This is a genomic window from Labedella endophytica (assembly GCF_003990045.1).
GTDB classification, from domain to species: domain Bacteria; phylum Actinomycetota; class Actinomycetes; order Actinomycetales; family Microbacteriaceae; genus Labedella; species Labedella endophytica.
Map to the genome: position 1 here is coordinate 969,380 of NZ_RZGZ01000002.1, position 21,856 is coordinate 991,235.

Annotated in this window: 19 protein-coding genes, 1 tRNA gene and 1 other RNA gene; 6 read left to right on the forward strand and 15 right to left on the reverse strand. The window is 69.7% G+C overall.

Annotated elements, in window-relative coordinates; genetic code table 11:
* Positions 1 to 72: 72 nt before the first annotated feature.
* The 6 genes from ELQ94_RS08070 to ELQ94_RS08095 form a co-directional block, all read right to left on the reverse strand.
* Complete coding sequence (locus tag ELQ94_RS08070) at positions 73 to 1,284, reverse strand: GGDEF domain-containing protein (protein WP_166404692.1); 1,212 nt, start codon at positions 1,282 to 1,284, stop codon at positions 73 to 75.
* Entirely contained in the window at positions 1,274 to 2,959 is a 1,686-nt protein-coding gene (locus ELQ94_RS08075; protein ID WP_127048979.1) for an ATP-binding protein, read from the reverse strand. Before ELQ94_RS08075 ends, ELQ94_RS08070 begins: the two co-directional genes overlap by 11 nt.
* A 46-nt stretch (positions 2,960 to 3,005) precedes the next feature.
* A complete protein-coding gene (locus ELQ94_RS08080) occupies positions 3,006 to 4,058 on the reverse strand; it encodes an aspartate-semialdehyde dehydrogenase (protein ID WP_127048981.1) in 1,053 nt (350 codons plus the stop codon).
* A 27-nt stretch (positions 4,059 to 4,085) separates the two neighbouring features.
* Positions 4,086 to 5,351, reverse strand: coding sequence for an aspartate kinase (locus ELQ94_RS08085; protein ID WP_127048983.1), 1,266 nt, complete (start codon positions 5,349 to 5,351; stop codon positions 4,086 to 4,088).
* A gap of 146 nt (positions 5,352 to 5,497) precedes the next feature.
* On the reverse strand, positions 5,498 to 6,097 hold the full coding sequence (gene recR / locus ELQ94_RS08090; RefSeq protein ID WP_127048985.1) for a recombination mediator RecR: 600 nt from the start codon (positions 6,095 to 6,097) through the stop codon (positions 5,498 to 5,500).
* Between the two features lie 32 nt (positions 6,098 to 6,129).
* Positions 6,130 to 8,706, reverse strand: a complete 2,577-nt coding sequence (locus tag ELQ94_RS08095; RefSeq protein WP_127048987.1) for a DNA polymerase III subunit gamma and tau — start codon at positions 8,704 to 8,706, stop codon at positions 6,130 to 6,132.
* A 224-nt stretch (positions 8,707 to 8,930) separates the two neighbouring features.
* Between ELQ94_RS08095 and ELQ94_RS08100 the strand changes: the two genes are divergently transcribed.
* The 4 genes from ELQ94_RS08100 to ELQ94_RS08115 are packed head-to-tail and all read left to right on the forward strand — an operon-like array spanning position 8,931 to position 11,421.
* Positions 8,931 to 9,626, forward strand: a complete 696-nt coding sequence (locus tag ELQ94_RS08100) for a SipW-dependent-type signal peptide-containing protein (RefSeq protein ID WP_127048989.1) — start codon at positions 8,931 to 8,933, stop codon at positions 9,624 to 9,626.
* A gap of 9 nt (positions 9,627 to 9,635) precedes the next feature.
* The gene (locus ELQ94_RS08105) at positions 9,636 to 10,283 is read left to right on the forward strand and encodes a SipW-dependent-type signal peptide-containing protein (protein WP_127048991.1); all 648 of its coding nucleotides are present in this window, start codon (positions 9,636 to 9,638) and stop codon (positions 10,281 to 10,283) included.
* A 17-nt stretch (positions 10,284 to 10,300) separates the two neighbouring features.
* Positions 10,301 to 10,900 carry a signal peptidase I gene (locus ELQ94_RS08110; RefSeq protein ID WP_127048993.1) on the forward strand — a complete coding sequence of 200 codons (600 nt, stop codon included), beginning with the start codon at positions 10,301 to 10,303 and terminating at the stop codon, positions 10,898 to 10,900.
* A gap of 41 nt (positions 10,901 to 10,941) precedes the next feature.
* Positions 10,942 to 11,421, forward strand: a complete 480-nt coding sequence (locus ELQ94_RS08115) for a hypothetical protein (protein WP_127048995.1) — start codon at positions 10,942 to 10,944, stop codon at positions 11,419 to 11,421.
* Between the two features lie 2 nt (positions 11,422 to 11,423).
* Here ELQ94_RS08115 and ELQ94_RS08120 read toward each other — a convergent pair whose 3' ends face one another.
* From ELQ94_RS08120 to ffs, 3 genes are all read right to left on the reverse strand, one after another.
* Positions 11,424 to 12,629, reverse strand: a complete 1,206-nt coding sequence (locus ELQ94_RS08120; RefSeq protein WP_127048998.1) for an acetate/propionate family kinase — start codon at positions 12,627 to 12,629, stop codon at positions 11,424 to 11,426.
* Positions 12,626 to 14,752 carry a phosphate acetyltransferase gene (gene pta / locus ELQ94_RS08125; protein WP_127049000.1) on the reverse strand — a complete coding sequence of 709 codons (2,127 nt, stop codon included), beginning with the start codon at positions 14,750 to 14,752 and terminating at the stop codon, positions 12,626 to 12,628. The genes ELQ94_RS08120 and pta overlap by 4 nt, the downstream gene beginning before the upstream one ends.
* 125 nt (positions 14,753 to 14,877) lie before the next feature.
* An RNA gene (gene ffs / locus ELQ94_RS08130) (signal recognition particle sRNA small type) lies at positions 14,878 to 14,974 on the reverse strand.
* 219 nt (positions 14,975 to 15,193) lie between these two features.
* On the opposite strand from ffs, the gene ELQ94_RS08135 reads away from it, so the two are divergent.
* Positions 15,194 to 15,281 (forward strand) — tRNA-Ser (locus tag ELQ94_RS08135).
* Between the two features lie 132 nt (positions 15,282 to 15,413).
* On the opposite strand, the gene ELQ94_RS08140 is transcribed toward ELQ94_RS08135, so the two are convergent.
* Positions 15,414 to 15,905 (reverse strand): DUF6630 family protein, encoded by a 492-nt coding sequence (locus tag ELQ94_RS08140; protein ID WP_127049002.1) that lies wholly within the window; start codon positions 15,903 to 15,905, stop codon positions 15,414 to 15,416.
* 237 nt (positions 15,906 to 16,142) lie between these two features.
* Between ELQ94_RS08140 and ELQ94_RS08145 the strand changes: the two genes are divergently transcribed.
* Positions 16,143 to 16,697: a hypothetical protein gene (locus ELQ94_RS08145; protein ID WP_127049004.1), complete on the forward strand. Its 555-nt coding sequence runs from the start codon at positions 16,143 to 16,145 to the stop codon at positions 16,695 to 16,697.
* A 19-nt stretch (positions 16,698 to 16,716) separates the two neighbouring features.
* On the opposite strand, the gene ELQ94_RS08150 is transcribed toward ELQ94_RS08145, so the two are convergent.
* From ELQ94_RS08150 to ELQ94_RS08170, 5 genes are read right to left on the reverse strand one after another with little or no spacing between them, the layout of a single operon-like run.
* Positions 16,717 to 17,337, reverse strand: a complete 621-nt coding sequence (locus ELQ94_RS08150; RefSeq protein WP_127049006.1) for a GNAT family N-acetyltransferase — start codon at positions 17,335 to 17,337, stop codon at positions 16,717 to 16,719.
* A gap of 4 nt (positions 17,338 to 17,341) precedes the next feature.
* Positions 17,342 to 19,291, reverse strand: a complete 1,950-nt coding sequence (locus ELQ94_RS08155) for a helicase HerA-like domain-containing protein (protein WP_127049008.1) — start codon at positions 19,289 to 19,291, stop codon at positions 17,342 to 17,344.
* Between the two features lie 10 nt (positions 19,292 to 19,301).
* Complete coding sequence (gene menC / locus ELQ94_RS08160) at positions 19,302 to 20,411, reverse strand: o-succinylbenzoate synthase (protein WP_127049010.1); 1,110 nt, start codon at positions 20,409 to 20,411, stop codon at positions 19,302 to 19,304.
* Positions 20,408 to 21,193 carry a GNAT family N-acetyltransferase gene (locus ELQ94_RS08165; protein ID WP_127049012.1) on the reverse strand — a complete coding sequence of 262 codons (786 nt, stop codon included), beginning with the start codon at positions 21,191 to 21,193 and terminating at the stop codon, positions 20,408 to 20,410. Before ELQ94_RS08165 ends, menC begins: the two co-directional genes overlap by 4 nt.
* Complete coding sequence (locus ELQ94_RS08170; RefSeq protein ID WP_127049014.1) at positions 21,186 to 21,830, reverse strand: phosphatase PAP2 family protein; 645 nt, start codon at positions 21,828 to 21,830, stop codon at positions 21,186 to 21,188. Before ELQ94_RS08170 ends, ELQ94_RS08165 begins: the two co-directional genes overlap by 8 nt.
* Positions 21,831 to 21,856: the final 26 nt, after the last annotated feature.

The window sequence follows — 21,856 nt, forward strand, 5'->3', positions numbered from 1 at the left end:
CATCGCCCCTGAGGTGTCGCTTTTGTTGCCCCACGGACCTGCCGGGCAACAGACAGCGCCACCTCACGAGGGTCAGTCGAGGGCGGCGCGTGACCGGTCGATGCGGCGCGGCACGGCCTGGGTCTGCACGGCCGTCTCGACGCGGTTGCCTCCGGCGTCGCGCGCGCGGTCGAGCGCGACGAGCGCGGCCTCGCGTAGCTTGTCGAAGTCGAAAGCGACCGTGAAGCTGTCCGCGACCCCGATCGATGCGCTCAAGCGGATGTCGCTCGCCCCCTCCAGTCGGGCCTCGACGATCTCGGCGAGGATGGCCTCGGCGATCTCGCGGGTCGCCTGCGGTTCGGACACCATGGCGAGGACGGCGAAGTTGGCCGACCGCTGACGACCGAGCACGGCCGAGGTGGGCGTGACCGTGCGGAGTACCGTCGCCACGGTCTGAAGCGCCGCGTCACCCGTCGCACGCCCGAAGGCGGTGTTGATCTCTTTGAGCCCGTCGATGCGGATGAGGATGAGTGCGACGGAGCTCGATCGACGACGGGCCCGATCGATCCGGTCGCGAGCCCCGTCCTCGAAGGCGTCGGTGGCGAGCACTCCGATGCTGAAGGCTCCCCCGCGTTCCCGGGGTCCCGGGACCGGCCTGTCGCTGTATGCCCGCTCCACCTGCAGGCTCGTCATCGCCACCGCCGACGACACCGTGAAGAGGATCGTGATGAAGGTCGCGAGCGACGTCCCGAAGTAGGTACGGAAGGTGTCGCTGTACGGTCCGAAGAGGATGAGGCCGACGCACCGCGCCACGTAGAAGGCTGCGACGACGAGCATGACCACGGCGAGTGATCGGGCATTCACGCGCGTGCTCATCGCTCCGCTGAGCCCCTCGATCCCCGCGAGGAGGGCGAACAGCGCGACGAGGGCGAGCATCTCGGCTCCACCGGCCCATTCGCCGCCGTCCGGGCCGCGGAGCAGGACCGCGACCGCTGCGGCCACGATACCGGCCAGCACGACGAGGATGAGCGGTCGTCGTCCGTTGTACGCGCGGCAGCCGGCCCAGACGTGAGCGATGGCGCCGACGATCGCCGCGTTGCCGACGACGATCGTGATCCACGACCCGGGGCTCACGGCGTCGAAGCCGTAGGCCAGTCCGGCGAGCATGCCGTTGGTGAAGGCGATCGTCCAGAGGCGCGACACGATGTCGACGCGCTGGATGGACGTGTTCAGGATGAACGACGTCCCCGCGAGGATGGTGATGAGCGCGCTCATCACCATGAGGGTGGCCGGGTCAAGAACCATGACTGCTCCGATCATGTCTCGCGCCGGCGGCTGCCGAGTCGCGTCGTTCCTTCGGGAGAGTCACGATGAACGTCGTCCCGACGCCGCGCTCGCTCTCCACCGCGATCGTCCCGCCGTGCTCTTCGATGATCTCCCTGGCGATGTTGAGACCGAGACCGGTGCCGTGGATCGAGGTCTGACGCACGGATTCAGCACGGTAGAAGCGCTCGAAGAGCCGTTCCTGCTCGTCCGGGCGCATGCCCCTGCCCGTGTCCCGCACGACGATGCGAGCGTCCTTCCCGGCGTCGGTGACGGTCACGACGACCGACCCGCCGTCGTTGTTGTATTTGATGGCGTTCGAGACGAAGTTGTCCATCACCTGCCGGATGCGGAATGCGTCGCCCATGACGACGACATCACCGCTCGACTGGACGTCGACGCTGATGCCTCGCGCCTGGCCGGCGACGCGAGCCGCCTCCACGGACTGCGCGGCGATCGCGGTGACCTCGCACGGCGCGAAGTGCATCACGAACCGGTGGGAATCCGCGCTCACCGTGACGAGGAGATCGCTGACGATCTGGAGCAGTCGCTCCGAGTTGTCGAGCGCGATCCCGACGAGACGTCTCGCTTCGTCGTCGATCCCCTGGCTGTCGACGACGAGGTCGAGATAGCCGAGCACCGACGTGAGGGGGGTCCGCAGCTCGTGCGAGACCGATGCGACGAAGTCGTCCCGCGCCTCGACCGCGGAGATCTCCGGCGTGACGTCGCGCGTGACGACGATGCACCCCTGGCTCTCGCCGTCGTCGTCGAGCAGCTGCCGGGCCGAGACCGCGAGCGCGATACGGCGCTCCCCTGGTCGTCCCTGCCAGATGATCTCGTTGTCGAACACCTCGCCGCGCATCGCTCGCCGGTAGGGACGCCGGCTCTCCGGGATGGGTGTGACGCGATCGGGCAGGTAGACCTTCTCCTGGACGAGGGCTTCGTTCATCTCGCCGAACGGTTCCATGAGCGCCCGGTGGGCCTGGTTCACGAGGATGACGTTTCCGCGATCGTCGTAACCGATGACGCCGAAGGTGACGGCGTTGATGATCTCGTCCAGGGTCTCCCGCTGGCGGCGGACCCCTGACATCGCATTCTCGAGGAGCCGGGCCTGCTGGCGGAGGAGGACGCGATGCGCCGCACCGCGGATCGCCGACTGGTAGGCCGCCGCCGCGAGGAATGAAAAGGAGATCGGGAGCACGAAGAGCGTCGGCACGATCGAGATCGAGAACGGCGTTCCGTTCCACCAGATCGACGTCCACAGCACGATGGAGCACACGACCGGTCCGAGGACCGCGATCCACAGTCGGAAATGCGTGGAGAGCCAGTAGATCGGGAAGATGAACAGCAGGCTCGCGGCGACGGCCGGAACTCCCTCGCGCATGAGGGCGATGGACGCGATGTCCGCGAAGGGGAGGATGGCGATCGCGTTCCGCGGGAGCGTCGACCACGGCACCACGGTGGCGGCCGCCGTCACGAGGAACATCCCGGCGAGGCCCGCGACGTAGAGCGGGTCGGACACGCTCACGGGCGAGAAAAGGTACGTGACGACCGTGAGGGCGAGAACAGCGGTGGCGACGAGCAACTGCATCAGGAAGACGCCGCGCTCCAGGCGCTGCGCGGCGACGCTCATCACCGCCGCCTCGACCCGTGCCATGGGTTGAGCGTAGCAACGGCTCCGGCGGGAGATCCGCCGGACACGATCACGCGACCGGCTGCACCGCGGCGATGACCTCGGCGATCTGGACGGCGTTGAGCGCCGCACCCTTGCGAAGGTTGTCGTTGGAGATGAAGAGGGCGAGTCCGCGTCCCCCTGGCACGCTCTGGTCCGTGCGGATGCGTCCGACGTAGGACGGGTCGTTCCCAGCGGCCTGGAGGGGCGTCGGGACGTCGGTGAGCTCGACGCCTGGTGCGGTCGCGAGGAGTTCCTCCGCGCGTTCCGGGCTGATCGCCGAGGAGAATTCCGCGTTGATCGACAGAGAGTGACCGGTGAAGACGGGGACGCGCACGCACGTGCCGGAGACGAGGAGGTCGGGCAGCTCGAGGATCTTGCGGCTCTCGTTGCGGAGCTTCTTCTCCTCGTCCGTCTCGCGCTCGCCGTCGTCGACGATAGATCCCGCGAGCGGGATGACGTCGAAGGCGATCGGCCGGACGTATTTCACGGGCTCGGGAAGAGCGACGGAGGATCCGTCGTGGACGAGGCCGAGCAGGTCCTGCTCGACCGCCGCGTGGACCTGCGATGCGAGTTCCTCGGCGCCGGCGAGGCCGGACCCCGAGACGGCCTGATAGGTGCTCACGATGAGCCGCTCGAGACCGGCTTCCGCGTCGAGCACCTTCAGCACCGGCATGGCGGCCATCGTCGTGCAGTTCGGGTTCGCGATGATCCCCTTGCGCGCCTCGCGGATCGCGTGAGGATTGACCTCGCTGACGACGAGTGGGACGTCCGGGTCCATTCGCCACGCGCTCGAGTTGTCGATCACGGTGACGCCGGCCGCGGCGAAACGTGGGGCGTGCGCGCGCGATCCGGTGGCGCCGGCCGAGAACAGCGCGATGTCGAGCCCCGCGGGGTCGGCCGTCTCGATGTCCTCCACCACGACCTCGCGGTCGCCGAAGGCGATCGTCTGCCCGGCTGACCGGGACGTCGCAAAGAAGCGGATCTCCGCGAGCGGGAACTTCCGCTCCAGCAGGAGCCGGCGCATGACCTTCCCCACCTGTCCGGTGGCTCCGACGACTCCGACGCGCATCCCGTCACTCATGTCTTCGTTCCTCTTCCGATCAGGTGCTCAGCGGCCGGTGCCGGCGTAGACGACGGCGTCGACGTCACCGTCGAGCCCGAAGGCCGTGTGGACGGCACGTGCGGCCTCGGCGATGGTGTCCGCGCGCGTCACGACCGAGATGCGGATCTCGCTCGTCGAGATCATGTCGATGTTGATGCCCGCGTCGTAGAGCGATTCGAAGAGGCGGGCCGAGACGCCGGTGTTCGTGCGCATGCCGGCCCCGACGAGGGCGAGCTTGCCGATCTGGTCGTCGTGCTGCAGGGAGGCGAACTTCACGTCGTCCCGTTCGTTGCGCAGCGCGGTGAGGACCGACTGGGCCTCCGACTTCGGCAGCGTGAACGAGATGTCCGTGAGCCCGGTGGCCGCGGCGGACACGTTCTGGACGATCATGTCGACGTTGGCGTCGGCGCGCGCGATGATCTTGAAGATCTGCGCGGCCTTGCCAGGGACGTCGGGCACACCGACGACCGTGATCTTGGCCTCGCTGAGGTCGATCGCGACTCCGGTGACGATGGGCTGTTCCACTGTCTCACCCTCTTTCGGGTTGATCACGAGGGTTCCCTCGTTGTTGCTGAACGACGATCGCACGTGCAGGGTGACGCCATGCCGCCGCGCGTACTCGACGGCGCGGATGTAGAGCACCTTCGCACCGGCCGCGGCGAGCTCGAGCATCTCCTCGCTCGTGACGGTGTCGATCTTGTGCGCACGGGGCACGACACGGGGGTCCGAGGTGAAGATGCCGTCGACGTCGGTGTAGATCTCGCAGATGTCCGCGTCGAGGGCCGCGGCGAGGGCGACGGCCGTCGTGTCCGAGCCGCCCCGACCGAGCGTGGTGATGTCCATGGTGTCGCGGTTGAAGCCCTGGAAGCCGGCGACGATCGCGATGGCACCCGAGTCGAGCGCCTTGCGGACGCGGACGGGTGTGACGTCGACGATGCGGGCGGCGCCGTGGTGCGCGTCCGTGAGCATCCCGGCCTGACTGCCGGTGAAGGACTGCGCGTCGTAGCCCATCCCCTTGATCGCCATGGCGAGGACGGCCATCGAGATGCGCTCTCCCGCGGAGAGCAGCATGTCGAGCTCGCGCGGCTCCGGCAGGGGTGTCACGGTGTGCGCGAGGTCGAGGAGCTCGTCCGTCGTGTCGCCCATCGCCGAGACGGCTACCACGACGTCGTGACCGGCCTTGCGGGTCTCGACGATCCGTTTGGCGACGCGCTTGACGCTCTCGGCGTCGGAGACGGATGATCCGCCGTATTTCTGCACGATGAGACTCACGGGATGACTCCTGGGTGGGATGACGGGCGGGGCCCGATGACCCATTCTAGGGTTCGGCGCATGCGGGGGTGGCCATGTGACGACCGGTCCAGAGCCGCCGATACGGGACGCGCGCGACGGTGTCGGTCAGCTCGTGACGGTGTCCGTCAGCGTGCGACGACCGTTCGGCCCTCGAAGGCGCGGCCGAGGGTCACCTCGTCGGCATACTCGAGGTCGCCGCCCACGGGGAGCCCCGAGGCCAGCCGGGTAATCCGGATCTCGAGCGTCGTCAACAGCCGACTGAGGTAGGTGGCCGTGGCCTCGCCCTCGAGGTTGGGGTCGGTCGCGATGATGACCTCCTCGACGGTGCCGTCCGCGAGGCGCTGCAGGAGCTGACGGATGCGCAGTTCCTCCGGCCCGATGCCGTCGATCGGGCTGATCGCCCCGCCCAGCACGTGGTACAGACCGCGGAACTCGCGGGTCCGCTCGATGGCGACGACGTCCTTCGCCTCCTCGACCACGCAGATGAGCGCCGGGTTACGGCGCGGGTCGCGGCAGATGGAGCAGGTCTCCTGCTCGGCGACGTTGCCGCAGATCGCGCAGAAGTGCACCTTGTCGCGCAGCTCCGTGAGGAGTTCGGCCAGGCGGGAGACGTCGAACGTCTCCGTCTGGAGGATGTGGAACGCGATGCGCTGCGCCGACTTCGGTCCGATTCCCGGGAGGCGACCGAATTCGTCGATGAGCTCCTGGACGATGCCTTCGTACACGATCTACCTCCTGGTTCTGCGGTATCGACTGATCACGGGGTGAACCGGGACGGCGGGGTGTAGGGCTGCTCCTCGATGAAGCGGGCTCCGAGGATCTCGCGCACGACCGCCTCGCCGTAGCGGGCGCTCTGTCGTGCGGATGGTTCCGGGGCGACGGGGGCCGCCCGATGGACGGGTGCCGGCGGGGTCGCCCGCGGAGGCTCGGCCGCGGTCCGCGGCTCGGGGATCTCCTTGGTCCGTGGCTCGGGGATCTCCGCGACCGGTGCCGCCGTTCCCGCGGCCGAGACCGAGGGCCCCGCGCTCGCGTCGGGCGACGATCCGGCGGGGGACGTCGGAGGCTCGTCGGTCGCGCTCCCGGGGATCGCCACGACGTGCCAACCCGCAGCGTCCGTCGTGGGCGCCGGCGCGGAGGGGGACGTCGATGCGGACGTGGTCGCGTCCGAAATCGGCCGCGCGGCTGCGTCCGGTCGCGACTGTGGTCGATCGGCCGGCCGCTGCTGCTCGGCGGGTCGCTGCGGAGCCGGCTGCTGGCGAGACGGCTGCTGAGCCGGTCGCTGGGGTGCAGTGCGCTGAGGACCCGCGGTGCGCTCGTGGTCCTCGAGCGGGGGCGGGACCGAATCGTCCGGCGGCGCATCGTCGTCGGACAACGGGGGTACGTCGTCCTCGAGCGGGGAGACGCGTCCGGCGCGGCCCTGGGGTGATCGGCCGGTCGACTGCGGGCCGGAACGGTCCGATCGCGGAGCTCCGGACGGAGCGTTCGGACGCTCGGATCCCGAGCGGCCCTCGGATCGAACCGGTGCCGCCGGAGCCGCCTGGGCGTCCACCGGACGCTCCCCCACGGGTGTCGCCGACATGACGGCGGGCGCGGCGCCCTGCGCGGACGAGGGCGCGGGTGCGCCGTCGACCTTCGCGATGTACTTCACCCGCATGCCCAGGACGTCGAGGATCGCCTGCCGCAGGATCTCGCTCACACCCTGGCCGGCGTTCGACTGCTTGAAGCTCTCGACGTCGTGCTGGCTCGGGAAGGTGAGCGTGAGCACGTCACCCTCGAGGGCACGGACGGTGGCCGTGACGGCGACCATCCAGGCGCCTCGCTTGGCCGCGCCGACGCGCTCGAGAACCTCCGGCCACGCGTCCTTCAGCTGCGGGAGCGAGACCGGGCCGCCGGGTGCGGCCGGGGCGGCGGACGAGGCGGCCGCCTGCGACGAATTCGGAGTCGTCGCCGGAGCCGCCTCTCGCGTCGTGGGCTGCGACGCGGGAGCGTGCGACGTCGGCGATGCGGTCGCGGACACCGGAGGGTTCGCCGTCGCCGTCGTCGGGACGACCACGGGGGCCGCGCTCGACGACGCAGGGGTCGACGAAACAGCAGCCGCGGGAGCCGAGGACATCGGAGGCGACGACACCGGGGCCGACATCGTCGGACTGCCTGAATCGACGGGGCCCGAATCGACACCGATCCGGCGCTCGAGCCGCTCGACGCGCGCGAGCGCTCCGCGCGCCGTCGCGTCGGCCGCGGGTACGAGGATGCGCGCCATCATGAGTTCGAGGTGGAGCCGCGGGGACGTCGCTCCCGACATCTCGCTGAGAGCGCGACCGACGAGGTCGGCCGACCGCGAGAGCTCGGCCGGACCGAATGCCTGCGCCTGGCGGGACATCCGGTCGAGTTCGTCCTGGGGCATTCCGCGCATGACGGCGGCCGCACCCTCCGACGTGGCCGCGACCACGATGAGGTCGCGGAGCCGTTCGAGGAGATCGTCGACGAACCGCCGGGGGTCCTGCCCGGTCTGGATGACGCGGTCCACCGATCCGAAGACCGCGGCCGCATCGCTCGCGGCGAGCGCGTCGACGACCTCGTCGAGAAGGGCCGTATGGGTGTAGCCGAGGAGCGAGACCGCTCGCTCGTAGTCGACCGATGCGTCCTCGGAGCCGGCCATGAGCTGGTCGAGGAGTGACAGCGTGTCGCGGGCCGAACCGCCGCCCGCGCGCACGACCAGGGGAAGCACGCCGGCAGCGACGGTCACGCCCTCCGACTCGCAGAGCTCTCCGACGTAGTCGAGCATCTGGGCCGGCGGGATGAGGCGGAACGGGTAGTGGTGCGTGCGCGACCGGATCGTGCCGATGACCTTGTCCGGCTCCGTCGTGGCGAAGATGAACTTCACGTGCTCCGGCGGTTCCTCGACGATCTTGAGGAGGGCGTTGAACCCCTGCGGCGTGACCATGTGGGCCTCGTCGAGGATGAAGATCTTGTAGCGGTCGCGAGCCGGCGCGAAGATGGCGCGCTCGCGCAGATCGCGGGCGTCGTCGACTCCGTTGTGACTCGCCGCGTCGATCTCGACCACATCGAGCGAGCCCCCGCCGTCGCGGGACAGCTCTACGCAGCTGTCGCACGTGCCGCACGGGGTGTCCGTCGGGCCCTGGGCGCAGTTGAGGCACCGGGCCAGGATGCGGGCCGAGGTGGTCTTGCCGCAGCCGCGAGGGCCGCTGAAGAGGTAGGCGTGATTGACCCGGTTGGTGCGCAGCGCCGTACGCAGCGGATCGGTCACCTGGGACTGACCGATCATCTCGGCGAATGTCTCGGGCCGGTAGCGGCGATAGAGGGCGGTGACCACGACACAATGCTAGTCGCCGCCACCGACACGCGGGCCGGCCGGGGAGCGTCCCGGGCAGGCCGGGCAGCGTCCCGGGCGCGCCATCGACTTCCCCCGTGAAGAGGGGGAGAGACAAACGGATGGCGTCCGCTTAGTGTCGGTACCGATGGCCGTTGAGGGGCGGTGCGTCTTGCGGTGCCCCTTTCGTCGACGGCTCGAAGAAGTCCTCTGAGGGGAAGACTGACATGACTGAAACGCGCCTCGCGCCCCGCCCGCCCGAGACCGACGGGGCCGCTCCTGTCGGCAACCGTTCACGGTCACGCAAGTTCAAAGCCGTGCTCGCCGGTGGCCTCGTGCTCGGCGTCGGAGCGGCCATCACGCTCGCCGCCTGGAACGATTCCGAGTTCGCCACCGGGACGTTCTCCGCCGGTACCTTCAACCTCGAGGGCTCCACGACGAGCTCGACCGCCGGTTTCGTCGACAACGACCTCGACGAAACCGGCGGCACGGCCGCCGCCCTCGTCTTCACGACCCCGTTCGACAACCTCGCCCCCGAGGACGTCGTGTACGCGCCGTTCTGGCTGCGCCTCGCCGCCGACACGACGACCGACGCGACGCTCGTGCTCGACACGCTCGTGACCACCGATTCGGTGACCGACCCGAACGCCGGCGCTCTCTCGTACGCCGTCTACGAACTGGCTACCGCGACGGCGACGTGCGACGCCGCCGGTGTCGCCGCCGGCACGGAGATCGCCTCGGCCGATGCTCTCACGAGCGACGCCGCGGTCGACAGCGGCACGGTGGATCTCACCGGCGGCGCGCCGGTCACCGCGGCCGGTGCCCCCGTCCAGCTCTGCGTCGTCGTCACCGCGGGTGCCGATCTCGACCAGGGCGGCGTCACGACGTCGACGTGGGAATTCACGGCGACCAGCACCGAGTAGGCGGTCGTCGTGCGTCACCACGAGCACGACGTCCGGTCCGGGCGCTCCCGGCTGTGGTGGTTCCGAGTACGAGCCGTCCTCGCGGGCGGGCTCGTACTCGGGATCGGCTCGGCCGCGACCGTCGCGGCCTGGAACGACGGCGAATACGCCACGGCGACGATCACGGCGGGCACCTTCCAGATCGAAGGGAGCACGTCGAGCGCGACGACCGGGTACTCCGATCACGCGGCGTCGACGTCGGCGGCGGTCCTCCCGTTCGCCCCCGTCGTGACCGCCGCCACCCCGGGCACGACGACCTACGCGAGCTTCTGGGTCCGGACGAAGTCCACGAGCGTCGCCGGCACTGTCGCGCTCCAGACACCCACGTTCGGAACCGCGTCGACCGGGCTGCAGTCGAGCCTCACATACGGAGTCCGGCTGCTCGGACCCAGCGAAACGTGTGGGTCTACGGCGTTCTCGACCCCGCTGGGAACGACGATCGTCACGGCGGGAACCGCCCTCGGTGGGACCCTCGCGGCCCCATCACCCACGATCGCAGCGGCGAGCGGAGCCGTTCACCAGTACTGCTTCGCGATCACACTGCCCACGACGGCACCGAACACCGCTCAGGGCCTTGTCGCCGCACCCAACTGGCAGTTCCTCGCGACCGCCAGCTGACCCATCCACGGAGCACCATGAGCACCACGACCCTCACGACACGACGCGATGCCCGGGCGTCGAGGACCGCGACGCGCCCTCGACGCCCGGCGTCGCGGGTGGCCGGCGACGTCCTGCTCAACACCCTCGCGCTCGCCGGTGTCGTGTGCATCGTCCTCGTGGTCCTCTCGGTGTTCTTCCAGATCACGCTCATCATGTTCAAGACGGGTTCGATGTCGCCGACGATCCCCACGGGTTCGGTCGCGGTCGTGCGGGAGATCCCCGCCGAGGACATCCGTGTGGGCGACGTCGTCACAGTGGATCGGGCGGGAGACCTCCCCGTCACCCACCGTGTGTTGAGTGTCAGCGTCGCGGACGGCGCGCCCGACGCCCGCACGATCACGATGCAGGGCGACGCCAACGCCTCGCCGGATCCGTCCCCCTACACCGTCGAGAGCGTTCGCATCGTGCTCGCCTCGGTGCCGCACCTCGCGTCCGTCATCGTCTGGTTCTCCAACCCCGTCGTCCTCGGTTCGATCACGCTCGCGGCGTCCGCCCTCGTGGTCTGGGCATTCTGGCCGCGGAGCCACGAGGAGCACGACGAACCCGCTGCACTCCAGGGGACGACCCCGCGATGATCCGCTCGCGTCGGGTTCATCCCGCAGCACGCCGGTCGGCGGTGGCAATCGCCGGATTCGCGATCGCCGCGCTCGTCCTCGTTCCGACCGCCCGGCCGACGGAAGCGGTCTTCACCGATAGCGAGACGGCGACCGGGACGCTGACGGCGTTCGTCGTTCCCCGCCCCACGCTCTCGAGCACCTGCACGATCAACCCGGGGCTCCTGGGCGCGACACCGTCTATCACGATCGAATGGACACTACCGGCCGGATACGCCTCCACCGATGTCCGATACGGCGTCGGCGCGACGCCGACCACGCTTCAGCCCGTCACTGCGAACTACGTGACCACACCCCTGAGCGGGGCGCGCTATCGGACGGTGTTCAGCGGCGGCCTGCTGTCCGGGCTCCTCGGGGGATCCGCCTCCGTCGGTGTGCGTATCCAGGACACACCGAAGAACTCATGGTTGTCCAGGTGGGCGACCGCGACCGGCGGGTCCGGCCTCGCAGGCATCAACGCCTACTGCACGGTCAATCCCTGACCTCAGGACACCGCTGCGAGCGTCTGGATCGCGATCTCGAGTTCCTCGTCGGTGGGTACGACGAGCACGGTGACGGCGGAATCGTCCGCCGAGATGACGCGCGTCTCACGACTCGTCGCGTTGTTGCGCTCCTCGTCGATCCGGATGCCGAACAGTTCGAGCCCGGCCAGGCTCTCGCTCCGGACGACCGGCGTGTTCTCCCCCACCCCGGCGGTGAACGCGATCACGTCGAGGCGTCCGAGCTGCGCGACGTAAGCCCCGATGTAGTGGCGCAGGCGGTGGACGTAGACGTCGAGCGCCTCCCGCGCCACCGAGTCGCCGCCCTCGGCGCGAGCGGTGAGATCGCGCATGTCGGAGTCGCCGGCGAGACCGACGAGTCCGCTCTTCTTGTTGAGCAACGTGTCGAGCTCGTCCGTCGACAACTGCGCCCGGCGCGCGAGATGGAGGAGCACGGCGGGATCGAGGTCGCCGGAGCGCGAGCCCATCACGAGTCCCTCGAGCGGAGTGAGGCCCATCGACGTCTCCACCGAACGGCCCCCGTCGATCGCGGTGATCGACGCGCCGTTGCCGAGGTGCAGCACGATCTGCGCGAGATCCTCCAGAGGACGATCGAGGAAACGGGCGGCGGCCTCTGAGACGTACTTGTGGCTCGTCCCGTGGAAGCCGTACCGACGGATGCGGTGCTTGGCCGCGAGGTCGCGGTCGATCGCGTAGGTGTAGGCGGCGGGCGAGAGCGTGCGGTGGAAAGCGGTGTCGAAGACGGCGACGTGTGGGACGTCGCCGAAGACGCGCTGGGCCGCATCGATCCCCTGGACCGCCGCGGGGTTGTGCAGGGGGGCGAGGTCCGAGAGGTCCTCGATGTTGATCTTCACGAGATCGGTGATGACGGTCGGTTCGAAGAAGCGGCGACCCCCGTGGACCACGCGGTGACCGACGGCGACGGGTGCGTTGTCCTCGAGCGACGGTCCGTGCTCCGTGAAGCTCGCGATCATCTCGCCGAAGCCGGCCGTGTGGTCCGGGATCGGGGTGTGCCGCTCCCACGACGAGTCCCCCTCGTCCGTGCGGGTGAGGTCGCGGTGCTTCACGCGACCGGCGCCCTCTCCGATCCGCTCGACGAGCCCGGAGGCGAGCGCCGTGCGGTTCTCCACGTCGATGAGCTGGTACTTGAAGGACGAGGATCCGGAGTTGACGACGAGCACCGTGCTCATGAGATCGCCTCCCCCGCGGAACGCGCGCCGGCCTGGATGGCCGTGATGGCCACCGTGTTGACGATGTCCTGCACGGTCGCCCCTCTCGAGAGGTCGTTGATCGGCTTGTTGAGGCCCTGCAGCACCGGCCCGATGGCCACGGCGCCCGCGGAGCGCTGCACGGCCTTGTACGTGTTGTTGCCCGTGTTGAGGTCGGGGAAGATGAACACCGTCGCGCGACCGGCCACGTCGGAATCGGGCATCTTCGTGGCCGCGACGGCCGCGTCGGCGGCCGCGTCGTACTGGATGGGGCCCGCGACCCGCAGATCCGGTTGGCGCTCCCGCACGAGGGCGGTGGCGGCACGCACCTTCTCCACGTCCGCTCCCGAACCCGACTCCCCGGTGGAGTAGGAGAGCATCGCGATCCGCGGATCGATCCCGAATTGCGCGGCCGTCGCCGCCGACGAGATCGCGATGTCGGCGAGCTGAGAGGAGTCGGGGTCCGGAACGACCGCGCAGTCCCCGTAGACGAGGACGCGGTCCTCGAGCGCCATGAGGAAGACGCTCGACACCACCTGGACGCCGGGCGAGGTCTTGATGATCTCGAACCCCGGTCGGATGGTGTGGGCCGTCGTGTGGATCGCCCCGGACACCATCCCGTCGGCGAGGCCCATGTGCACCATGAGGGTGCCGAAGTACGACACGTCCGTGACCACGTCGCGCGCCTGGTCGATCGTGACGCCCTTGTGAGCGCGCACGCGGGCGTACTCCTCGGCGAACTTGAGTGCCATGACGGGGTCGTGGGGTGACAGGACCTCGGCCCCGGCGATGTCGAGCCCCAGCTCGATCGCGCGCGAGCGCACCTCGAACGGCTCGCCCAGGATCGTGAGGCGGGCGACGTCGCGGGCGAGCAGGGTGTGGGCGGCGCGCAGGATGCGGTCGTCCTCGCCCTCCGGCAGCACGATGTGGCGGTCCGCCGCTCTCGCCTGCTCGAGGAGGCCGTACTCGAACATGAGCGGCGTGACGACGGAGGTCCGGCTCACCTGCAGCAGATCGACGAGGGCCTTCGTGTCGACGTGCTGCTCGAAGAGCGCGAGGGCGGTGTCGTACTTCCGCTGCGAGTCCGCGGCGAGACGCCCGCGCGTGGATGTGATCGCGACGATCGTGTCGTACGTGCCGAGGCCCGTGCGGATGATCGGGAGGGTCTGAGGAAGTCCGTCGAGGAGCTTCTCGATGGGTTCGGGCAGGTCGAATCCACCGTTGAGGACGATTCCCGCGATGGAGGGGAACGTGCCGGCGGCCTGCGCCATGAGCGCCGCGAGCAGCACCTCGGTGCGGTCCCCGGCGACCACGAGGGCCGCGCCGTCGGTGAGGCGCGGCAGCACGTTGACCATGCCCATCCCCGCCACGACGACACCGAGGGCCTCGCGCTGGAGGAGGGCGGGATCGCCCTTGAGGAGTTCGCCATCGAGCGATTCCATGATCGAGCCCATGCTCGGGGCCACGAGGTACGGCTCCTCCGGAATGGCCCATACGGGCACACCGGGCTTCGCGGCCTCCACGCCCGCGACGACCGCGGCGGTGTCGGCGGCGTCCGCGCGGTTCGCGATCACGGCGAGGAGGGTCGCGTGCGCGTTGCGCATCTCCTCGAGCGCGAGTTCCGCGATCTGCCGCATGTGCTGCGGGCTCCGGGCCTTGCCCTGGCCGAGTCGCTCGCCGGCGCCCTGGCCCTCGCGACCGCCCAGGACGAGGAGCACGGGGGCGCCGAGGTTCGCCGCGATCCGCGCGTTGAAGCCGAGCTCCGTCGGGCTGCCGACGTCGGTGTAGTCGCTGCCGAGGATCACGACGGCGTCGCACTTCGACTCGACCCACTTGTACCGCTGAACGATGCGCGACAGCGCGTCCTCGGGGTCGGCGTGCACATCGTCGTAACCGACTCCGATGCACTCGTCGTACTCGAGGTCGACGCCGTCGTGCTGCAGCAGCAGTTCGAGGACGTAGTCCCGTTCCTCGACGGAGCGGGAGATGGGGCGGAAGACACCGACGCGCTTGACCTCATGGGACAGCAGGTCGAGGAGCCCGAGGGCGATCGTCGACTTCCCGGTGTGTCCCTCCGCCGATGTGATGTACACGCTCGTGGCCACGATCATCCTTCGGTTGTCCGGGGGTTCGTGGACAACGCTACAGGAGTCGCCTGAACGTCTTCTACGCTGTGTCGAAAACAGGGAGGACGTGCATGACGGGGCAGATGATCCTCGGCGCCGGAGACAAAAAGGACCCCCCGCGCACCCGCCAGAGCCCGGTTACCCTTGCTGCGTTTCCGCCCTGGGGGAGTTGGCCTGGATGGCGCCACGCGGGGAGCCGGGATCCATCCTACAACCTCCCCGGCCACTGTCCCTCATCCTCCGCACCACCGCGCCCACCACCAGCACGTAGAGCTTTTTCGCCGAGTTCCTGCGGTAGACCGCCTCGAATCGGCGCAAACGCTCGACCTCGGCGGATGAGACGGCCGACTCGATGCTGTGGCGCGCGGCACGTTCGCGACCCGGTAGGATAGTCCGGGTCGCGGTTCGCTGCGACTGCCAGGAGGATTCGCCTAGTGGCCTATGGCGCACGCTTGGAAAGCGTGTTGGGTGCAAGCCCTCGGGGGTTCGAATCCCCCATCCTCCGCCAAAGAAATACCGCTCGAACACCAGGGTGCGCGCTCGAACACCAGGGTGCGCGCACGAACCAGGGTGCGCGCGCAGGACCCACAGCCGGGGTTCGAATCCCCCATCCTCCGCCAAACAGATGATCTAGCCGGTGTCAGCCGAAGGTGCGCGCCTCGTGCCCCAACCGCTCGGCGAGGGCGACGATCTCCGAGACGTTCTCGGACGGGACAGCGACGAGCGGGTACGCGTCGGAGTCCTCGGCCAGAAAGACGAGCCGCAGTCCGTGCGGTGCGAGCATCTCGTCCGCGCGGACGATCGCGTCCTCCAGTCCGCCGTCGACGTCGGCGACCGGCTCGGTGTCCGCTCCCGTCCGGAACACACGCGGCAGTCCTGCGAGCGCGTCGGCCAACTCCACTCCGGAGTCCTCCCCGTCGAGGTAGGCGAGCGCGCCCGACTCGTCGAGGCCGTCGATCATCACGAACCACGGGTCGACGTCGTCCGCGGACTCGGTACCGCGGTCCGGAAGGTCCTGCCCCTGCCCGGCGACGTGGTCAGCGGGATCGGAGAATGCCCGGAGAACCGATCCCGATAGTTCCGGGTCATCGTCGAGCAGTCCGCACAGGCGCGTCCAGTCATCCGCCGTCATCGCGTCATCCTCCCGTTGCGAGCGATCGATCACCCGCGAGGCCGTGCGGGTCGTACCCATTGTCGGGGACGAGCGACCACCGCACGCCGCGTCGTCGACACACAGGACGTCCCGCCCGGTCGACGGCGCGATGACCGCCGTCACCCCCTGTCCCCCGGCCGGGCGTCATGTCCACCAAAGGGTGGATAGTGAACACCCCTCATGGTCGGGCAGACTGTCCTGCGGGGAAGGGGACACATGTCGACCACCGTCATGACGGACGCATCGATCACGGTGCACGTCCGGCGACGGCTCCTCGGCCAGGGTCTCGGCGCCGTCGTCTCACTGACGGCCCCCATCCTGATCGTCCTGTTCTGGCTCACGGTTCCCGACGGCCCCTGGCCTGCAGTGGCCGCCGCGGCGATCGTCGTCGTCGTCGTTTTCGCATACGCGGTCGTCCAGTACTTCCGCGTCGCGGTCGTGGTCACCCCGACGCAGTTGATCGAACGCACCTTCTTCGGAGGAACCCGACGGATCCCCCTCGAGACCGTGGCCCGCGCCGTCCTCCTGGATCTCCACCGCACACTCGCGGCCGAACCCCGGCGTCAGCTCTTCGTCCTCGACGCGGACGGCCGCGTCCTCCTGCGGATGAGGGGCGACTACTGGACCACCGAATCCATCCACGCGGTCGCGAGCCATCTCGTGACCGTCCCCGTGGAACACGTCGAGAATGCCCTCACGCTCGACGAGCTGCAGCGCACGAACCCGCTCATGCTCTACTGGTTCGAGCGTCGCCCCACGCGCATCGGCTGAGGACCAGAGTCGGCTGTGCTCAGGGCGAGCGGTCCGCTCCGGGAACATCCCGGGCGAACACGATGGACTCCCCCGGCACGCTGGCCACGTCGTCGAGCAGGGCGGTGAAGCCGGTGCGCTCGTAGAAGGCGACGGCCCCGGTGTTGGACGCACCGACGACGAGATGGACACCGGGCACGCCACGACGTCGCAGCGTGACGAGCGCCGCCTCGACGAGCCGACGACCGACCCCACCGCCGCGGGCCTCCTCGAGCAGATCGATGTGGAGATGGGCCGGATAGCGCTCCCGATGCGACACGAGCATGCGATTCGTGTCGATGGCACCGCGGAAGAGCGACTCGTCCGCCGCCGTGCGCGGCTCCTTGGTGCCACTCACGCGCGGCCACCAGTCGGCCACGAACCAGCGGGCGAAGGTCTCGGTGTCGGTCGTGCCGATCAGGTAGCCGACGACCTCACCGGACTCCGCCACCGCCACGACCCCGAAGCCGCTCGGGTGCTCGAGATAGGGCGTCGCGTAGACATCGGCGAGGACATCGTCGTCGCCGTAGTCGCCCGTCGCGTCATCGCCTCCGCGCCCGGTGACGCGGCAGATGCGGGCGACGGCGTCGCGATCACCCGGCACCACCTCACGAATCAGCATCCCGTCACCTCCGGCGCCTGGTCCCGAAGATACCCTCGACCACACCCGAGAGGATGGTCGCGGTGGCCTTCGAACCGAGAACCTGTTCGATCATCGATGAGGAGGAGGACGAGGACCGTCCCGACGATCGCGTCGTCGAGCGGCGCCCCGTGCCCGAGGTCTTCTTCAGGAGCCGGTCGTATTCACGCTGCGCCTTCTCCTCCGCCGCGCGCTCGGCCTTGTCCATCGCGGCCTTCTGCTTCGCGTACTCGACCTCGGCCTGGGCGGCCTCGACCTCGGCCTCAGCCTGACGGGCCGCGGCCGCCGCGGCGTCCATCCGCGCACCGAGCATCTCCCGCGCCGATTCCCGGTCGATCGAGGTGCCGTAGCGGTCGGGCAGAGGCGAGGCAGCGACGGACCGCTCCCTCACCTCCACAGCGCTCGGCGACATGAGCGCGAGCGGCGCCCGGAGCCGGGTCCACGCCACGGGGGACGGCGCGCCCTTCTCGTTCATGACCGTCACGACGGCCTCCCCCGTTCCGAGGCTCGTGAGCACCTCGGCGAGGTCGTAGTCCGACGTCGGATACGTGGACACGGTCGCGGCGAGCGCCTTCGCGTCCTCGGGGGTGAACGCCCTGAGCTGGTGCTGGATGCGTGAGCCGAGCTGCGCCAGGACATCGGCCGGGAGGTCCTTCGGCGTCTGCGTCACGAAGAAGATACCCACCCCCTTCGAGCGGATCAGCCGCACCGTCCGGACGACGTGCGCGAGGAACTCCTTCGAGGCGTCCGCGAAGAGGAGGTGCGCCTCGTCGAAGAAGAACACGAGCTTCGGCCGGTCGAGGTCGCCGACCTCGGGGAGGTCGTTGAACAGATCGGCGAGAAGCCACATCAGGAAGGTCGAGTAGAGCTCGGGCCGGTCGGCGACCCCTGGCACGTCGAGCAGGCTCACGATGCCGCGACCGTCGAGGTCGCGACGGAGGAAGTCGGCGGTATCGATCTCGGGCTCGCCGAAGAACGCGTCGGCCCCGCGGTCGGCGAAGGTGATGAGTTCGCGCAGGATGACCCCGACCGTGGCCTTCGACAGCCCGCCGAGCTCGGCGAGTTCCGCCTTGCCCTCGTCGCCGACGAGATAGGTGAGGACCGCCCGCAGGTCCGTGAGGTCGAGCAGAGGCAGACCGGCGTTCTCGGCGTAGTGGAAGACGAGGCCGAGGCTCGACTCCTGCGTCGCGTTGAGGCCGAGCGCCTTCGCGAGCAGGAGGGGACCGAAGCCCGCCACGGTCGCGCGGATCGGCACCCCGATGCCGCGACCGCCCAGGGTGAAGAACTCGGTCGGGAACGAGGCGGGCGCCCAGTCTTGGCCGATCCCCGTCGTACGGGCGACGAGCTTCTCGCTCGGCTCTCCCGGGGTCGCGATCCCGGAGAGGTCTCCCTTGATGTCGGCCGCGAAGACCGGGACGCCGGCCGCCGAGAGCTGCTCGAGGAGCACCTGCAGCGTGCGCGTCTTACCCGTTCCGGTGGCGCCAGCGATGAGGCCGTGGCGGTTCGTCATGGCGATCGGGATCCGCACCTGGACGGAGGGCACCGCCTCGCCGTTCACGACGGCACCGAGCTCGAGGACCTCACCCACCGTCGCGTACCCGGCGGCGATCGCGGCGAGCGCGTCCGCCCCGAGGGGGCCGGCGGTCGCGGCGGTCGCGGGGACCGGCGCGCTGCCGGGCCCGGCGGTCGGGGTCGGCGGCGTCGCGGCGGCGGGGGTGGAAACGGCCGGCGTAGCCACGGCCGGCGCGGTCACCGTCGGGCCGATGCCGGCAGCGGCGAGGGCGTCTCGAGCCGCGACGGCGGCGGCCTCGGCGAGCCGCACCGCCTCTCGCGCCGCGGCCTGCGCACGCTCGGCCGCCACGGCGAGTTCCTGCGCACGTCTCTGCGCCTCCGCAGAGACGTCAGGCGAGGGCACACCATCCTCGGTCGCAGCCATGTCCGACATCCTACGGTCGCGAGAGCACGACGGGTTCGGTGAGGGCCCAGTGGCGGAGCAGGTCGTGCCGCACCTCGACCCCGGAGCCCGCTCCCGTCGGAACCGAGAGGTACCCGTCGTCGAGGACGAACGGCTCCGTGATGTCCTCGGCGAAGTAGCGGCCGGATGCGCTCGTGTCCCCGGGGAGCGCGAACCCGGGGAGCGCAGCGAGAGCGACGTTCATCGCGCGCCCGATCCCGGTCTCGAGCATCCCCCCGCACCAGACGGGCACGTCGAGGGAGCGGCACGCGTCGTGGATCGAGACGGCCTCGAGGTAACCGCCCACGCGGCCCGGTTTGATGTTCACGATGCTCGTCGCGCCGCGCTCGATCGCGTCGATCGCGATCCCCGTGGAGGTGATCGACTCGTCGAGGCACACGGGGGTCTCGATCGAATCGGCCAGGAGCACGTGCGCCGCGATGTCCTCCTCCACGAAGGGCTGCTCGATGAGGAGCAGTCCGAACTCGTCGAGGCGCCGGAGGTGGTCGACGTGATCGAGCGTGTACGCCGTGTTCGCGTCCACCTGCAGCGGCAGCGAACCGATGACCTCGCGCACGCGTGCCACCGGTTCGAGATCCCACCCGGGTTTGATCTTGAGCTTGATGCGACGGTACCCCTCATCGACGTAGCCCTCGACCTCGGCGAGGAGCGTCTCGATGTCCGGGCTGATCCCGACGGACACCCCGCATTCCACCCGATCGCGCACGGCGCCGAGGCGTTCACCGAAGGACGTGCCCGTCGATCGCAGCTCGGCGTCGAGCACGGCGGCCTCGAGCGTCGCCTTGGCCATCCGGTGCCCGATCACCCCCGCGAAGAGGCCGTCCAACGCCGCGGCTGTCACGTCGTTCGCTGCGAGGAGGACCGGAGCGAGGAAGCGTTCGATGACGATCCGGCAGCCGTCGACGTACTCCGAGCTGTAGTCCGGCGTCGTACCCGCGACGCATTCGCCCCACCCGTCGACACCATCGGCGACGACGTGCGCGAGCAGCACCTGCCGCTCGGTCTGCCGTCCGAAGCTCGTCTCGAAGGGCCGCACGAGCGGCATCCCGATCGTGTGCAGCTCGATCCGTTCGATTCTCACCGTGTCTCCTCCTGGTGCGTCGCCGCCTCCGCGCGATCGAAGACGTAACCCGTTCCCGTGAACCGCACGGTCGTCCCCACGCGGATGGACCGCGCGAAGAGGTCCCGGCTCGACTCGCGCAGGGCCGCAGCGGTCGCCGGGTCGTCCCGCCGCACGGCTTCGAAGTCCTCGGGGAGGGCCACATCGTCCGGGCGCGTGGATCTCATCGGCCGGGTTGGTCGTCCCGCGAGCGCATCGATCGCCCCCGGGGCGTCGAGCCGCCAGCTCACCTCGAACCGGTCACTCCGATCGGTTCCGTTGACGGCGTCGTCGAGAACGCCGTAGAAGTCCGGCCGGAACGCCGAGACCACGGCGCCGAGCTTCCACAGGTTGAACCGGGCGTTCCGGCGGATGAGCGGATCGTACGTCCAGCGCACCTCGGTGATGCCGTTCTCGAGGCACTCGGCGCGTTGGGCGAGTTTGAGCGCGAACCCCACGCCGGCGGATCGGAGGACCGGCCCGACGGCGGTCATGTGCGAGTGCACGTGGAGACCGTCGTCCCACCCGATGAACGAGAACAGTGCGCCGAGCACGTCGCCGTCGCGTCGAGCGAGCAGCACCGGGTTCCCCGCGTGGGCGATGGCCTGGAGCGTCGATGGATCCGCCCCTCGTCCTTTGCCCCAGACCGACGAGAACATGCCGACCGTCTCCGCCGCGTCCTCGGGGCTGGACACCGAGACGATCTCGACGGAGGCGACCGCCGCCGCTCGCTCGGCGAGGACACGCGCGGCACGGTCAGCCATGCGCGCGCCGTCCGACGGGCTCTCGCCGGAGGAGAGGGGCGACGAGCGTCACCACGATGATCGCGACCCCCGCGCCCACGAGCGTTCCACCGATCACATCGGTAGCCCAGTGCGCGCCGAGCAGCGTCCGCGACCACATCATCGCGACGATGTAGACGACGGCGCCGACCCTCACGGTGAGCGACCGGAAGACGAGGAGGAACACCGTCGCGAGAGCCGCCGCGTTCGACGCGTGCCCGGACGGGAACGAACCGAAGTCGCTCTCCACGAGGATGTCCTCCGGTCGATCCCGGGCGACGACGGACTTGAGGACCCGAGTCACGGCCCAGGTCGCGAGGAGAGTCAGGACGAGCGCGAGCGCCGACCAGGGCTTCCGGGCGATGAGGAGGACGACGACGAGGACGACAGGCACCACGGCGCTCGCCACGATCCCCCGACCGAGCGCATTGAACCCGAGGGCGATGCCGACCGTGACCGGCGACCGCGTCTCGGTGACGATCCCTGACCACCAGGCGTCCAGGGCGTTCGGCTCGGCGAGGACACCGGCAGCGATGAGCACCCCGAGCACGGACGCGATCGCGACGATCGCCAGACCGATCCCGACGCCGAGTCCGGTGGAGCGGGTGCGGGAGGCCATCACCCCACGGTAGCGGCACGAGCACG